The sequence below is a fragment of the Nonlabens agnitus genome, from assembly GCF_002994045.1.
Taxonomy (GTDB): Bacteria; Bacteroidota; Bacteroidia; order Flavobacteriales; family Flavobacteriaceae; genus Nonlabens; species Nonlabens agnitus.
This window is the reverse complement of the sequence record NZ_MQUC01000003.1, coordinates 3,025,545-3,040,418: the sequence shown is the minus strand read 5'-3', so window position 1 is coordinate 3,040,418 and position 14,874 is coordinate 3,025,545. Positions and strand designations below refer to the sequence as shown.

Here is a 14,874-nt window from a genome sequence, read left to right as displayed (position 1 = left end):
TATGAACTTGATAGAGCAATTTAACGCATTTGATGGCCAAAAGGTGAGCCGTGAAGATCTAGAGACATTCTCAATTAAGGCGCTCAACGCTGGATTGATTGTTGTTCCTAATAGAGTTATTGAGGTATTAGAAAATGATCCTGATGTAAAGTATTTCCGTATCGCGATCGATGAGCCGGTTACCATGACCCAAGAAATGGATTATGTGGATTTTGAAATTGAAGGCATGGCCGCGCTCTATCCTAATGCTGATCTAGTCAAAATTGATGATACAGAAAGCCCAGGAATGGGAAAAGCGGTATCACCAGAAGACATTTACAACTATATAACTGAAACGGTAATTAATACGATTCAGGAAGTAGGTCATCTACCCTGGCAAAAGAACTGGAATTCGTCTAGCTTATCCGCTGGTGACGTGGCCACAAACTTTGTCTCTAAAAAGCCTTACCGTGGCATCAACTTTTTCATGCTAAACTATGAGATTGTTCCAAGTGAAAAAGATCCTAGTAAATATTTGATGGTACCTAAAATATGGAATATTCCCTATTTCCTGACATTCAAGCAAATTGAAAAACTCAAAGGGAAACTAAAAAAGGGATCTAGCGGCCACCGTGTCATTTACTTCACCATGCTATACTCATTTTCACAAAAGGAAATGAATGGTTTTCCTGCACTGGATTTCTCAACCTACTCTCAAGAAAAGATGAAAGGATGGTTGAAAAAGAACAGATCCAAGATTAATAATTTCGGCCAAAAAGGAAGTACAATTGAAGAACTATCCAACAACTATATTCCCATTTTGAAATACTACAATGTTTTCAACGGTGAAGACATTGAAGGAATAGACTTTGGCGGTTATGAAGGAAATGACAATGCTGACAAGCCTCTAGTTGAGCGTATGGAGATTGGAGAAGCTATTGTTGATAGCTATCCTAACCCACCAGAAATTAGATATGAAGGTGATCAACCAGCTTATTTCAAACAAACCGATACCGTACTACAAACGCCTATAGAGGCGTGGAAGGATAAAGAAGAATACTACTCTACTCTATTTCATGAATTAGTGCATAGTACGGGTCACAATTCAAGGCTTAAAAGAGGTTCGCTATATCGTGATAATGTTGATAGTTCATTACAGAAATTCCTTAAAAAGAAAGAAGAATTGACTGCTGAAATGGGCGCAGTTTTTCTAAGTGCAGAAAGTGGAATTTTATTCAATATTATTGACAATAGCGCAAAGTATCTCAAATCATGGAATCAAGGTCTAGTCACTTTGATGAAAGAAGATAATAAGTTGTTTTTTAGAGCAGCTAGCGCGGCACAAGCTGCAGCAGATCATATTTTAGATCGCGATAAAAATGGAGATCCTGCCTATTTCAAAAAACTGAGCAAATCAGAAAAAATTAAAAAGGCTAAGGATTCTGAAAATGTGTCAGTTGAAAAAAGTGAGTCAATTGATGTGAAAAAGGAACCTTCAAAACTTTCTGATGTTGAGCTTCAAAAAGTTATCGATGTTTATAAGAGCGATATTCTTTGGAACGACGACATCAATCAATACATGAAAAAGGTTGCTGTTGAGTTCAAAAAAAGAAAAGTTGCTAAGGATAAATTGTATAAAGAAATTTTTGAAACAGATGAAAAACCTAAGTCAAGTCCTAAAAAGCCTATCGCTAATAAATCACGCAAGGCATCTAGCAAAACGTCAAAGACTACAAGACCAAAGGTTGTACAAAAAAGCAGAACGGCTAAGAAAACGAAAGCTAAAAAATCTTCCGACCCTAAACCTGTAAGTATAGACGATAACGGACAATATGGTATGCTGGGCCAGCCGGTTGTAAGTGAATCAGTTCAGGAACCTGTTATTCAACAACCCATAATTAATCAAGTACAAGAAATTAGCGAGACTACCTCGCAGGTACCAGTTAAGGCCGTTGCGAGGGCGGCCACTGGTACTAATTCTAAGTCCTTGAGACATTCTGGACCGTCTAATCCTTTATTTCCCTTAGTTGGTGCTACTAGTCAGTTCTTAGGAAAACTAGAACGTAAACCACAAGGATCCATCATAGTTGCACTTGATGCAAAGCAAGGAGCAGGAAAAACTACCACTGGATGGAAATGGCTCAATGATTTTGCAAGTGCTGGTAATCAGTGTTTGTTTGCCAGTCTCGAAGAGCATCCTACCAGCAACCTGTTTCAAGAGAAAATTGATAAGTATATAGACCCTTCAAATGAAGGTAGGATTGCAGTTGCAGATCATTTTGAAAATTTGAAGGATTTTCAAGATCAAGTGAACGCTGCAGATTTTATATTGATAGACAGCTGGCAGAAATTGGAAAAAATGATCAAAGATCTTGATTATGATGACCAGGTAAGGAATGGATTTGACGGTAAGGTATTTGTGATCATTTTCCAACAAACTACAACTGGTAGAACGAAAGGTGGTGCAGACAAAGTATTTGATGCTGATATCGTTGTAAAAGGCTATCCAGGTGAATCATTTGACCAGAATTACTTCATAGCTGAAAAGAATAGATACACTTTGATTGATACTTCAACTAATGCGTACAACGTGGCAGGTCATTATACATACGATCCTACTTTAGAAGAATCTGATGATATTATTGATTTTACTCGTAGTGAAAAAGTATATGGATAGTGCGCTTTCGCGAAAGCGTACTACAGATCAAACTTGAATCTGGATCCGTAATCTGGTGGTAGAAATGCTCCTATATCACGCAAATAACTGGAAAGGGATTCTTCATCCCTATGTCTGGTTATTGGAAGCATTTTTAAAACAGCCTCGCGTGGGGTCAAGCCATCTTTAATGAAACTGGTGTATAGCGCAAAAATAGCACTATGCCTCAAGGAATACCAGCCATAACGATGATCAAAGCCTAGAGCATCCTTCATCACCTTGAAACGGCGCTGGAAAAAGCCGTAGCGACCTTGAGCGCTTGCGTTATAAGGACCTGGCTTAAAATCTTTCGTAATTATAAAATCACTGGAATGTGTGGACTGTTTGATAATAGTATCAATAGTGGGTTTTAATTTGTCAATTATGCGTATAGTCGCATAGGAATCTGTTTTGGTTTCGACCTTTAATTGATCGCCGTTGCAGTCTCTCACCCTCAATCGAACCGTCTCAATAGGCCTGAGCAACGCAAAAACGATCAACCTTAAAGGAATGAGCATGTATGGCTCATTAACGGTAAACCAATCGACTACGTTTTTAAATTCTTCGGCAGTAAAAGGTGTGTTTTTCTCTGGCTTGCCCTTGGGAGTTTTTATACCAGCTGCAGGATTCTCTTTAATGTGATAATCTTGCACGAGTTTAGAAAATAAGGCACTAATACTGCGTTGATAATTACGCACACTAGTTTTTCCAGCACCTTCACTTGCGATTTGGTTAAGAAACGCCGCAAACTGTTTTTTTGTGAATTGATCTACCGGTAGTCCTGATATCAATTTGCTGTCGGTGTATTCAATAAACTTTGTTAGTCGATGTTCATAACCTTTGTACGTGGAATCCTTGACCCTTGATTTCTTGTGTGACAACGCTAATTTTAAGGCATTTTCTAATGTAAGAACTGGTGCGCTTTCAGTCTCATTTTGTTTGGTGTCTGGATTCCAACCACGTTCTAGCATGATCGTGTAGGCTGCTACCATAGCTTTTCCTACCCTACGTCGATCTTTTACCGTTTTGAGTTTATTGATGCCGTTTTTGAATGCGTAACGTTTGCCTTTATAGTTAAACCACACATACCATCGCGCTCCTGGATCCACTGATGCAACCTTGCGACCATCAACAATCTTTTTAGCCTCATATAATGCAGGAACGGTGTAATCTGGCATCTTAATAGCGATTTCAAATGTGTAACCCTTATCGTAACCCTTTTCCATTTTTCAATTGGTAAAAAAGTACAGACAAAAAACAAGGAAAGCCCTATTTAAAAGGGCTTTCAAGCTAAGTACCTCAGGCCGGAATCGAACCGGCACGCCTTGCAGCATTGGATTTTGAATCCAACGTGTCTACCAATTCCACCACTGAGGCATAAAATTGGGTTGGCAAAAGTAACAAATAATATCAATGCGCAATGCGATTTATATAGCTTTTTATCTTTCCTCACAGAAAATAGTTTTACATTTGCAGCCTTAAAATCAAGACCCTAAACCTTTGACAATGCCATATTCTATCTCTGAAGCAAAACTTTTTGGTTGTAGACAAAGCATGGATCTAGCAAAATCCATCGCTCAAGAGTATGGTGCTCCACTAGGTCAAGTAAACTTCACCACCTTTAGTGATGGTGAATTCCAACCTTCTTTTGAAGAATCCATAAGAGGTAGACGCATCTTTTTAATAGGCTCCACACATCCTAGTAGCGACAACTTGATGGAGTTACTGTTGATGATTGATGGTGCAAAAAGAGCCAGTGCAAGACACATTACGGCAGTCATTCCTTATTTTGGTTGGGCACGTCAGGACCGCAAGGATAAACCACGCGTCCCAATAGGTGCAAAAATGATTGCGAAAGTACTGGAAGCAGCTGGTGCGACACGCATCATTACCATGGATCTTCACGCAGATCAAATTCAGGGATTCTTTGAAAAACCGGTAGATCATTTATTTGCTTCTTCTCTATTCATACCTTATTTGAAAAGCTTAAATCTTGATAATCTTACCATCGCCTCACCTGATATGGGTGGTTCTAAAAGAGCTTATGCATATTCTAAAACATTAGAAAGCGATGTAGTGGTATGTTATAAACAGCGTCAAAAGGCAAATGTCATTTCCCATATGGAATTGATTGGTGATGTGACTGGTAAAAATGTGGTGTTAGTAGATGACATGGTCGATACGGCCGGCACACTTACTAAGGCAGCAGATGTAATGATGGAACGTGGTGCAAAGAGCGTTAGAGCTATTTGTACTCACGCGATACTTTCTGGTAAAGCCTATGAGCGCATTGAGCAATCAAAACTTGAAGAGCTTATCGTTACAGACTCTATTCCATTGAGACAACAAAGCGAAAAAATTAGAGTACTATCCTGTGCAGGCTTGTTCTCTGGCGTTATGAAGAGCGTCCAGAACAACGAGTCCATCAGCGATAATTTTATAATGTAATTTCAGATTAATAATTAAATAACCCAAAATGAAATCAATCACGATCAACGGATCTAAAAGAGAAAGCGTGGGCAAAAAGGCAACTAAAGCCCTACGTAATGCTGGATTGGTACCTTGTGTAATCTACGGAGGAGACGAGCCCATACATTTTTCAGCAGAAGAAAAAGCGTTCAAAGACTTAATCTACACACCAGATGCACACCTTGTGGTTATTGACCTAGGTAAGGACGGTAAATTCAACGCTATCGCACAAGACATGCAATGGCACCCAGTAAGAGAACTTTTGCTACATGCAGATTTCTACCAAATCTTTGATGACAAGCCAGTAACCATGGAAGTACCAGTGCGCAGCACAGGAACTGCTCGTGGTGTATTGAATGGTGGTGTACTGAGAAGAAACCTACGTAAATTACGTGTTAAGGCACTTCCAGGAAACCTTCCTGACTTTATCACGATGGACATCTCCAATATGAAGATAGGCCACAAAAAATATGTGCGTGACCTAAGAGTAGATGAGTATGAAATCATGCATGCCGACAATATCGTTGTATTGATGGTGAAAAACTCTAGAACTGCCGTCGCAGATACAGACGATGATGAAGACGTACCAGCAGATGAGGTACCAGCAACTGAAGTTAATGACGAGGCTGCTGTTAAGGAAGGAACTGACGAATAGTTCAATTCCTGAATATTATACAAGCCGTTCCCGCAATTGCTGGAACGGCTTTTTTATTTTTGACTCATGAAAACCTTATGGAACAAATGGTTTGGAAATTCAAATTCCAACGATGAACCGCTACAAGACGATCGCATGAAAAAATTCCTACTGGTAGGTCTGGGAAATCCAGGAGCTAAGTATGCAGAAACGCGCCACAACATAGGCTTTAAGGTTCTGGACCATCTGGCACAAGAAAAAGAAGTTACTTTTGAGACCTTAAAACTGGGCGATGTGGCCAGCACCACACATAAGGGAAAATCCATACTGCTTCTCAAGCCCAATACCTTTATGAACCTTTCTGGCAAGGCCATAAAGTATTATATGAAGCAAGAGAATATTCCAAAAGAGCAAATTCTCGTCATTACAGACGACCTAAATCTAGAATTTGGCACCATACGCATGAAGGGAAAAGGTAGTGATGGCGGCCATAATGGACTTAAAGACACACAGGTCCAACTCAACACGCCTAACTATCCACGATTGAGATTTGGGATTTCAGATGCCTTTTCAAAAGGCAGACAGGTGGATTACGTACTAGGAGAATGGGATGATGAGGAGCGCAAATCCCTTCAGGAGCGCATAGAAACAGCAGCTGCCGCAGCGCTGGCCTTTGTACATGGTGGTCTCGCAAATGCCATGAACCAGTACAACGGTAAATAAATGCAGTGGTGTTTGAGGTTAATTCGCTTTCGCGAAAGCGAACTAAAACAAACCGCCTTTTAGCTAACTTTAAACCTCACACTTTGCGTTATTTTGCAAGTAGTGACTCAAACTTTAAGTGAATTGAACACCTATAAAAACATTGATCAATACCAGGCTCAAAAAAAAGCAGTGGTCACCATTGGCACATTTGACGGTGTACATTACGGTCACCAGCAAATCCTAAAAAAGATGGTGGATCGCGCCCGCGCAGAAGATCTCACGACCATCCTACTCACTTTTTTTCCACATCCCAGAATGGTACTGCAGCCAGAATATGACCTAAAACTCATAAACACTATTGATGAGCGTGTTGATCTAGTGGCCCAAACTGGTGTGGAGCACATGATCATACACCCGTTTTCCAAAGAATTCTCCAGAACATCTGCCAAGGAGTACGTCAAGGATATCCTGGTGGATCAACTTAATGCCGGTGTAGTCGTGATAGGTTATGACCACCATTATGGCCGCAATAGAAGTGCAAACATCACAGACCTGCGCAAAGATGCGATTGAATATGGTTTTGAACTGATTGAAATCACCAAGGAAGAAATTGATGAAGTTGCGGTGAGTAGCACTAAAATACGCAGCGCCATCAACGATGGCGACGTGCAAACGGCTAACCAGTACCTGAGCAGGAATTTTAGCATTCATGGCACCGTCGTCAAAGGAAAACAAATAGGCCGTACCATAGGATATCCAACCGCAAACCTCAAGGTTGCTGAAAAGTATAAGTTGATACCTAAACTGGGCGTTTATATCACGAGTAGTATCATCGATGGTGAGACTGTCTATGGTATGACAAACATTGGTAAAAATCCAACGGTCACCACATCTGATGGTAGCATTACCATAGAAACCTACTACCTGGACTTTAATAAAGACCTATACGGTCAAGACATGGAACTTTTCTTTCACACGCGATTGAGGGATGAAGAGAAGTTTGAGTCACTGGAAGACTTAAAAAAGATCATGGCTCAAGATGAATTGAACACGAGAACCTATGCGAGCAACTCTTAATTCGTGGCTGTTTAAACAGGTAGATAATTCTGCTCTGGTCGCTTTTAGAATCATTTTTGGGTTGCTCTTGGCTTGTGAGGCTTTTGGATCCATTGCAACCGGAATGGTAAGACGCCAGTTTATAGAGCCTGAATTTACATTTACGTTCATAGGTTTTGAGTTTTTGGAACCGCTGCCCGGCAATTGGATGTATGTTTTTTACAGTGTCATGGGCGTTGCTGGTCTTATGGTAATGGTAGGTTATAAATACCGCATCGCCATTACCTACTATGCCATTACTTGGACTTATGTGTATTTGTTGCAAAAATCCAGCTATAATAACCACTGCTACCTATTGATGCTGCTCAATTATATTATGATTTTCTTGCCAGCGCATAGGTCGGTATCTGTGGACAGCACAATAGATCCAAGCATAAAAAGAGAACACATGTCGCGTGGTATCTATGTCTTTATCATAGGCTTGATATGGATCGTGTATGCATATGCTACGGTAGCCAAGTTTTATCCAGACTGGTTGGACGGCAGCTTCCCTAGATATTTGATGAGTACGCGTGGTAAGAACTGGGATATCCTTCAATATGAATGGGCGCATGAGGCGATAAAATATTTCGGGTTGACGTTTGATTTATTGATCGTACCCTTTCTTTTGTGGAAAAGAACCAGATGGATCGCCGTTGCGGCATCGATTTTCTTTCACTTGTTCAACAGCGTGGTGTTCAAGATTGGAATCTTTCCCTATATGGCACTATCGTTCCTATTTTTTTTCTTTTCAGTACAAAAGGTGCACCAGTGGTTCTTATGGAAAAAACCATTTTATGATAAGGGCGAGATCATCGTTCCAAAATATCGCAATGTCATTCTTGCTGCTGGAAGTATTTTTCTTGTCGTGATGCTATTGTTACCTCTACGTCACTGGACTATAAAAGATGACGTTTTCTGGACTGAAGAAGGCCACCGATTAAGCTGGCGCATGATGCTGCGCAGCCGTACCGGTCGCGCAACGTTCATCGTTCAAAATAAGGATACAGGCGATCGCAGCATTGTGAACCTTAGCAATTACTTGTCAAGTAAACAGGAAAGATCTGTACAAAGCAAGCCCGATTTTATGTGGCAATTTGCACAAAAACTAAAACAGGAATACAAAGCAAAAGGCGAGGATATTGCGGTTTACATTGACGCTCAAGTAGGCATTAATGGTAGGCGTCCCTCACAATTTACAGATCCTACTGTCGATATCGCCGCTACAGAATGGGACCAGTTCAAACACCATGAATGGATCCTACCGTCTCCTGGATATGATCGCCCAAAGCCACCAAGTAAGTAAAGCAGTGATTACCTGCTATTTTTCTTGATAGAAATAGTAATTTTGACACTTACTATTTAACGATTCCCATGTTACAGATTGCAGCCATTCGTGAGCATAAAGATGACTTTGTAAAAGCATTAAAAAAGAGAAATATCGACGCCGCACCGCTTCTTGAAAAAGCGATCGCGATGGATGAAAAACGTCGTTCCTTGCAAACTCAACTGGACGAGACGCTGGCAAAAAGCAATCTGTTATCTAAGGAAATAGGAAATCTATTCAAATCTGGAAAGGCAGAAGAAGCCAACAATCTCAAAGCACAAACCGGAGAACTAAAGGAAAAATCAAAGGACCTGAGCGAGCAGCTCAACAACGCCGTTGAAGGATTGCAGTCTGTTCTTTATTTAATTCCCAACATACCACAAGAAAGCGTTCCTGCTGGAAACAGCGATGAAGATAACGAGGTTGTTTCTCAACATGGCACGATTCCAACCCTGGTAGGGAACGCGCAGCCGCACTGGGAACTTGCAAAGAAATACGATATCATTGATTTTGAATTGGGTAATAAAATCACAGGTGCTGGTTTCCCAGTTTATAAAAGAAAAGGTGCCAGATTACAGCGTGCCTTGATCAACTATTTTCTGGATAAAAACACCGCAGCTGGTTATGAAGAAATGCAGGTGCCTCACCTAGTCAATGAAGAAAGTGGTTATGGAACTGGACAGCTGCCAGACAAGGAAGGTCAAATGTATCATGTAGGTATAGACGATCTTTATTTGATACCTACAGCAGAAGTTCCTATTACAAATCTATATCGTGGTGATTTATTGGAACAAAAAGATCTGCCTATTGCGATGACAGGTTACACACCATGTTTCCGTCGTGAGGCTGGTAGTTATGGAGCACATGTACGCGGACTTAACAGACTGCATCAATTTGACAAGGTTGAAATCCTCAGAATTGAGCATCCAGATCAAAGCGATAGCGCGCTTGACGCGATGGTCGTTCATGTCAAGGGAATTTTGGAAGAACTGGAGTTACCTTATAGAATTTTACGTCTTTGCGGTGGCGATCTAGGTTTCACCTCTACACTTACTTACGATTTTGAGGTCTACAGCACCGCACAGGAAAAATGGTTGGAAGTAAGTAGCGTATCAAATTTTAAGACCTTCCAGGCCAATCGTTTGAAATTGAGATACAGAAACGGTGATAATGGCACAGAATTGGCTCATACGTTGAACGGTAGCGCACTGGCGTTACCACGCATTTTGGCTTCCATTCTAGAAAATTTCCAAGAAGAAGACCACATCAACATACCTAAAGTACTCATACCCTATTGCGGGTTTGATCGCATAGATTAGAACTATATGAAGTATATCTTTCTTTTTCTCATAATGTCCTTTACCAATTTGGGTCATGCCCAAAACTTGCAACTGGCAGACAACTATGCAGATCAAGGAGAATATGAAAAAGCCTATGCCATATATGCAAAGGCGTATGCTACCAACAATCGGAATTTTAATATCCTATTTCGCATGGTAGGTTTCCAGCAACAGTTGGAAAATTATCAACGTGCAGATAGTTTATTGGACACAGGTGAAAAAACGGCCTACAACAAGCTCTTGTTCCCTATAGAAAAAGGTTACAACGCCAGTCTGCAAGGCAAAGACAGTCTTGCTAGCAATTATTATCAAATCGCAATACAGCAAATTGATTCCATTCCTAAATATGGATACAACATTGCACAGTCATTTGAAAGACGCAGTCTTCTTAAAGAAGCCATAGAAAGTTATGAGCGCACCATGAAAGTAGATCCCAGTATGGACTACAACTTCCAGACCGCAAGGCTGTATGGTGAGCAAGGTGAGCTGGAGTTGATGTTTGAAAAATACATCGACCTCATGGAAAATAATGAGCAGATCGTGCCGCGCATTCAGGCAGTGTTCTCACAGTATGTTACTGACGATGCTGCTACAGAAAGTAACCAGGCACTACGTAAAGCTTTGTTACTGCGCCTGCGTAAAGAACCCAAACTATTGTACAATCAGATCTTGAGTTGGCTGTTTGTGCAGCAAAAGGATTTTAACGCGGCCTTTATCCAGGAAAAGGCGATTTATAATCGGACTAAGGAAAATATTTTTGGCTTACTGGATCTGGCTGCCACAGCAAATGAAGAGAATGACGATCTAGCGGCACAAAATATTCTGCAATACATTATCGAGACCAGCCAGGTGGAGCGTATTAGATATCTCGCTCAAGTGCTACAACTCAAAATTGAAACGGCAAACACCCAAGTTACAGACTACACAGTAATAAAAACAAAGTATGAATCCATGCTGGAACAGTATGGTAAAGCAGAAGAATCCTTTTTACTACAGCTGGATTATGCCAACTTTATGGCGTTCAAATCTGGTGATTACCAGCAGGGAATTGATCTGTTGACAGCGCTGGAGCAACAAAAACTAGCCAGCTTTCAAAAGGCAGAAGTAAAAATGCTACTGGCAGATATTCTCGTGTTGCAGGAGCAATTCAATCGTGCCCTCATTTTGTACAGCCAGATACAAAATGACCTACCAGATTCTGAAATCGCCCAAGAATCCCAGTTCAAGGTGGCGCGTACCAGTTATTTTCAGGGTGATTTTAAGTGGAGCCTGACGCAACTCAAAGTCTTGCGTGGTGCGACCAGTAAGTTGATCGCAAACGACGCCATGCAATTAAGCCTGACCATAAGTGATCACTCTTTATATGACACGACGTTTGTTGCGTTGAAAGCTTTCGCGAAAGCGGAACTAAAACAATATCAAAACAAAAATCAGGAGGCCTTATCTCTCTACGAGGCCTTATTGCAAGAGCACAAAGGAGACGACATAGAAGACGAGGCGCTTTTACAACAGGCAAAGTTGTTTGAACTGGATGGGAAATGGCAAAAAGCACAAGAAAATTATAGGTCGATTATAGACAACTTCGGCGATGGAATCCTGGCAGACGATGCTCTCTACCGCTTGGGAATGCTGCTGGAAGAAGAATTGCAGCAACAAGAAGAGGCTCAAAAGATTTATGAGAAAATCATCTACAACCATGCAGACAGTATCTTTTTTATTGATGCCAGACGTCGCTACCGCAGGTTAAGAGGTGATTTTGAAACTAGCGAAATATAAGTACATGGTAATTTACAACGTGACCAGTAACATGGCACAATCACTGGAAAAAGAATGGCTGGAATGGACGCGTGAGCACATCGCACAGGTGTTGGGCACTGGCTTGTTTATGGACGCGCGATTGACTAGGGTCATGGTAGAAGAGCAAGATGGCAGCAGTACTTTTTCCATTCAATATAAAGCTTCCAGCCGTGAGGCATTGGAACTATACTATGAGAAGCACGCACCGGCATTGCGCCAGGAAGCCATCAAGAAATTTGGGGACAGAGTGCTCTCTTTTAGGACAGAACTGGATATGATCGATGAATATCGAGTGACTGGAAACATGAATTAATTAGGTTAGAAAACCAAGATTTGGCTAAAAAGCAATTTAAAAAATACACCACACAGGATAAAGGCGTTACCGCCAAAAAGCATCTGGGACAACACTTTCTCAAGGATGAAAACGTCGCCATACAGATTGCAGACTCGCTTTCTTATGAAGGCTACGATCAAGTGCTGGAAATAGGTCCTGGAACAGGTGTCCTTACAAAACACGTTATAAGAAAAGGCATTAAGGTTACCGCGCTGGAACTGGACAGCGAATCTGTGGTGTATCTCAAACATTCCTTTCCTATTGAGCATGCAAAAATTGTGACGCCTCAAACTTTTGAAGTTATTGAAACAGACTTTTTGCAAAAGGATTTGACGGAGATTTATGGTGACCAACCGTTTGCGATCATAGGTAATTTCCCATATAATATTAGTACTCAAATCGTTTTCAAAACAGTTGAAAATCGGGATCAGATTCCTGAATTTGGTGGGATGTTTCAAAAAGAAGTGGCGCAGCGCATTTGCGCGCAGCACGGCTCAAAAACCTATGGAATCCTATCGGTTTTGACGCAAGCTTATTATGATGCTGAATATCTTTTTACGGTAGGTCCAGAAGTTTTTGATCCGCCGCCACGAGTACATAGCGGTGTGTTATCGCTCAAGCGAAAGCCCAATCACGACCAGCTCTCCTGCTCTTATGACAAGCTTAGACAAGTTGTAAAACTGGCATTTAACCAGCGACGCAAGACCCTAAGAAATTCCTTGAAATCTATGGACTTACCAGATGATATGAGGGAACGTGAGATATTTGATTTGAGGCCAGAGCAAATATCAGTTCAGGAATTTGTGGATTTGACTACAGAAATTGAGGCCTTGTCCTAAAGGATCGGTGTATCATAACATTGATCGACCGTCTCAGCAGCAGCCTCATTGATGGAGCATTAAATCTGCGTTAAGCAGCGTGTTGATCTCAAGTTCATAGGTTACATTTAAGGTATGAGCAAATTTCTTTTCTACAAACTCATCCTAATCACAGCCACTATGAACTCTCAAGATCTTAAAACGCATCAATGGAAAAACCGATTGATTCTAGTATTCAATAATGGTTCAGATGCAACAGAGTACCGCAAGCAGATTTCTGATCTTAAGGAAGCCAGCGTAGGTTGTGAAGAGCGAAAGTTACTAATGTATCAAGTATTGCCCAGCGAGGTGAGATTGAACGATTTTACTGGAGCAAAATCTGAAAAATGGAATGCCACTACAGATCTCTTTACAGAATTCATGCAAAAGGATGATCGATTTAAAGTCGTACTCATTGGTCTAGACGGTACCGTCAAAGAGGAACGCGATGAACCCATCAGTTCAAAAGAATTATTTGAAATCATTGACGGTATGTCTATGAGACAGGCAGAAATGCGCCGACAAGAATAGCTTTTGAGATTACTATAGGTTTAGCGATTGTTTTTACCTTTCTTTTTGACTTAGCTGTGAATCAGCCATTATCTTTACCATTATGGATGCAAAGATTTATGATGTATTAATTATTGGAGCTGGACCTATAGGTATTGCTTGCGCGCTAGAGGCTAAAAAAGCAGGCCTAAATTATGTAGTTGTTGAGAAAGGTCCTATTGTCAACTCCTTATATCACTACCCTACAAATATGCATTTCTTCTCTACCAGTGAGAAACTGGAAATTGATGAAATTCCATTTATTTCTAAAGAAGCCAAACCCAGCAAACAAGAGGCTTTAGAATATTACCGCCGCATTGCTACCTCCAATAAGCTGAACATTTCCCTTTTTGAGAAAGCCCTTAAAGTGAACAACAACGATTTATTTGAAGTCATCACCGACAAAGGGAAATGGTACGCTCAAAACATCATCATTGCAACCGGTTTTTACGACATACCCAACAAACTCAAATTACCTGGCGAGGACCTCAAAAAGGTCACGCATTATTATGATGATCCGCATTTGTATGCCTTCCAGAAAGTAGCTGTCGTTGGAGCCAGTAATAGTGCCGTAGATGCTGCTCTTGAAATTTACCGTAAAGGTGGTGATGTTACGATGGTGATACGTGGTGAATCCATAGGAGAGCGAGTGAAATACTGGGTCAAGCCAGACATTGAAAACCGCATTAAGGAAGGTAGCATCAAAGCTTACTTCAATTCAGAAATTACCGAAATAAAAGAAGATGAAATCACCATTTCCCATAATGGAGAATCGATTGATCTGGAGAATGATTTTGTGGTGGCGTTAACTGGCTACAAGCCTAATTTTGCCTTTCTAACCATGATGAGAATCGACCTGCAAGGTGACAAGATGATACCTAAGTATGATGAGAACACCATGGAAACCAATGTTGAGAATGTTTATCTAGCAGGTGTTATTTGTGGCGGTAAAGAAACGCATAAATGGTTTATAGAAAATAGCCGTGTGCATGCTTCCATGATCATAGAAGATATCAAGACCAAAGAAAAAGCTGCGGTCTAAACCTTTAGACCACAGCTTCACTTTTCAATATTCTATCAAGTCAATCTCAAG

The 14,874-nt window shown here is 40.8% G+C and carries 13 protein-coding genes and 1 tRNA gene; 12 read left to right on the top strand and 2 right to left on the bottom strand.

Annotated features, from left to right (window positions below):
* The first annotated feature begins 1 nt into the window (after position 1).
* Positions 2-2,656, top strand: a complete 2,655-nt coding sequence (locus BST86_RS13920; protein WP_105983771.1) for a zincin-like metallopeptidase domain-containing protein — start codon at positions 2-4, stop codon at positions 2,654-2,656.
* Positions 2,657-2,676: 20 nt separating this feature from the next.
* Here BST86_RS13920 and BST86_RS13915 read toward each other — a convergent pair whose 3' ends face one another.
* On the bottom strand, positions 2,677-3,900 hold the full coding sequence (locus BST86_RS13915) for a site-specific integrase (protein WP_105983770.1): 1,224 nt from the start codon (positions 3,898-3,900) through the stop codon (positions 2,677-2,679).
* Between the two features lie 69 nt (positions 3,901-3,969).
* A tRNA-Leu gene (locus BST86_RS13910) sits at positions 3,970-4,051 on the bottom strand.
* Positions 4,052-4,180: 129 nt separating this feature from the next.
* Between BST86_RS13910 and BST86_RS13905 the strand changes: the two genes are divergently transcribed.
* From BST86_RS13905 to BST86_RS13855, 11 genes are all read left to right on the top strand, one after another.
* Positions 4,181-5,122 carry a ribose-phosphate pyrophosphokinase gene (locus tag BST86_RS13905; RefSeq protein ID WP_105983769.1) on the top strand — a complete coding sequence of 314 codons (942 nt, stop codon included), beginning with the start codon at positions 4,181-4,183 and terminating at the stop codon, positions 5,120-5,122.
* A gap of 28 nt (positions 5,123-5,150) precedes the next feature.
* A complete protein-coding gene (locus tag BST86_RS13900; protein WP_105983768.1) occupies positions 5,151-5,798 on the top strand; it encodes a 50S ribosomal protein L25/general stress protein Ctc in 648 nt (215 codons plus the stop codon).
* A 66-nt stretch (positions 5,799-5,864) separates the two neighbouring features.
* The gene (gene pth / locus BST86_RS13895) at positions 5,865-6,500 is read left to right on the top strand and encodes an aminoacyl-tRNA hydrolase (RefSeq protein ID WP_105983767.1); all 636 of its coding nucleotides are present in this window, start codon (positions 5,865-5,867) and stop codon (positions 6,498-6,500) included.
* 102 nt (positions 6,501-6,602) lie between these two features.
* On the top strand, positions 6,603-7,559 hold the full coding sequence (locus tag BST86_RS13890) for a bifunctional riboflavin kinase/FAD synthetase (RefSeq protein WP_242446546.1): 957 nt from the start codon (positions 6,603-6,605) through the stop codon (positions 7,557-7,559).
* Complete coding sequence (locus BST86_RS13885) at positions 7,543-8,883, top strand: HTTM domain-containing protein (protein ID WP_105983765.1); 1,341 nt, start codon at positions 7,543-7,545, stop codon at positions 8,881-8,883. The genes BST86_RS13890 and BST86_RS13885 overlap by 17 nt, the downstream gene beginning before the upstream one ends.
* A gap of 68 nt (positions 8,884-8,951) precedes the next feature.
* Positions 8,952-10,223, top strand: a complete 1,272-nt coding sequence (gene serS / locus BST86_RS13880; RefSeq protein WP_105983764.1) for a serine--tRNA ligase — start codon at positions 8,952-8,954, stop codon at positions 10,221-10,223.
* 6 nt (positions 10,224-10,229) lie between these two features.
* Positions 10,230-12,020, top strand: coding sequence for a tetratricopeptide repeat protein (locus BST86_RS13875; RefSeq protein WP_105983763.1), 1,791 nt, complete (start codon positions 10,230-10,232; stop codon positions 12,018-12,020).
* Positions 12,021-12,024: 4 nt separating this feature from the next.
* Positions 12,025-12,354: a DUF4286 family protein gene (locus BST86_RS13870; RefSeq protein ID WP_105983762.1), complete on the top strand. Its 330-nt coding sequence runs from the start codon at positions 12,025-12,027 to the stop codon at positions 12,352-12,354.
* A 20-nt stretch (positions 12,355-12,374) separates the two neighbouring features.
* Positions 12,375-13,214 (top strand): 16S rRNA (adenine(1518)-N(6)/adenine(1519)-N(6))-dimethyltransferase RsmA, encoded by an 840-nt coding sequence (rsmA, locus tag BST86_RS13865; RefSeq protein WP_105983761.1) that lies wholly within the window; start codon positions 12,375-12,377, stop codon positions 13,212-13,214.
* A 114-nt stretch (positions 13,215-13,328) separates the two neighbouring features.
* Complete coding sequence (locus tag BST86_RS13860; RefSeq protein ID WP_105983760.1) at positions 13,329-13,763, top strand: DUF4174 domain-containing protein; 435 nt, start codon at positions 13,329-13,331, stop codon at positions 13,761-13,763.
* 82 nt (positions 13,764-13,845) lie between these two features.
* Positions 13,846-14,823, top strand: a complete 978-nt coding sequence (locus BST86_RS13855) for a YpdA family putative bacillithiol disulfide reductase (protein WP_105983759.1) — start codon at positions 13,846-13,848, stop codon at positions 14,821-14,823.
* Positions 14,824-14,874: the final 51 nt, after the last annotated feature.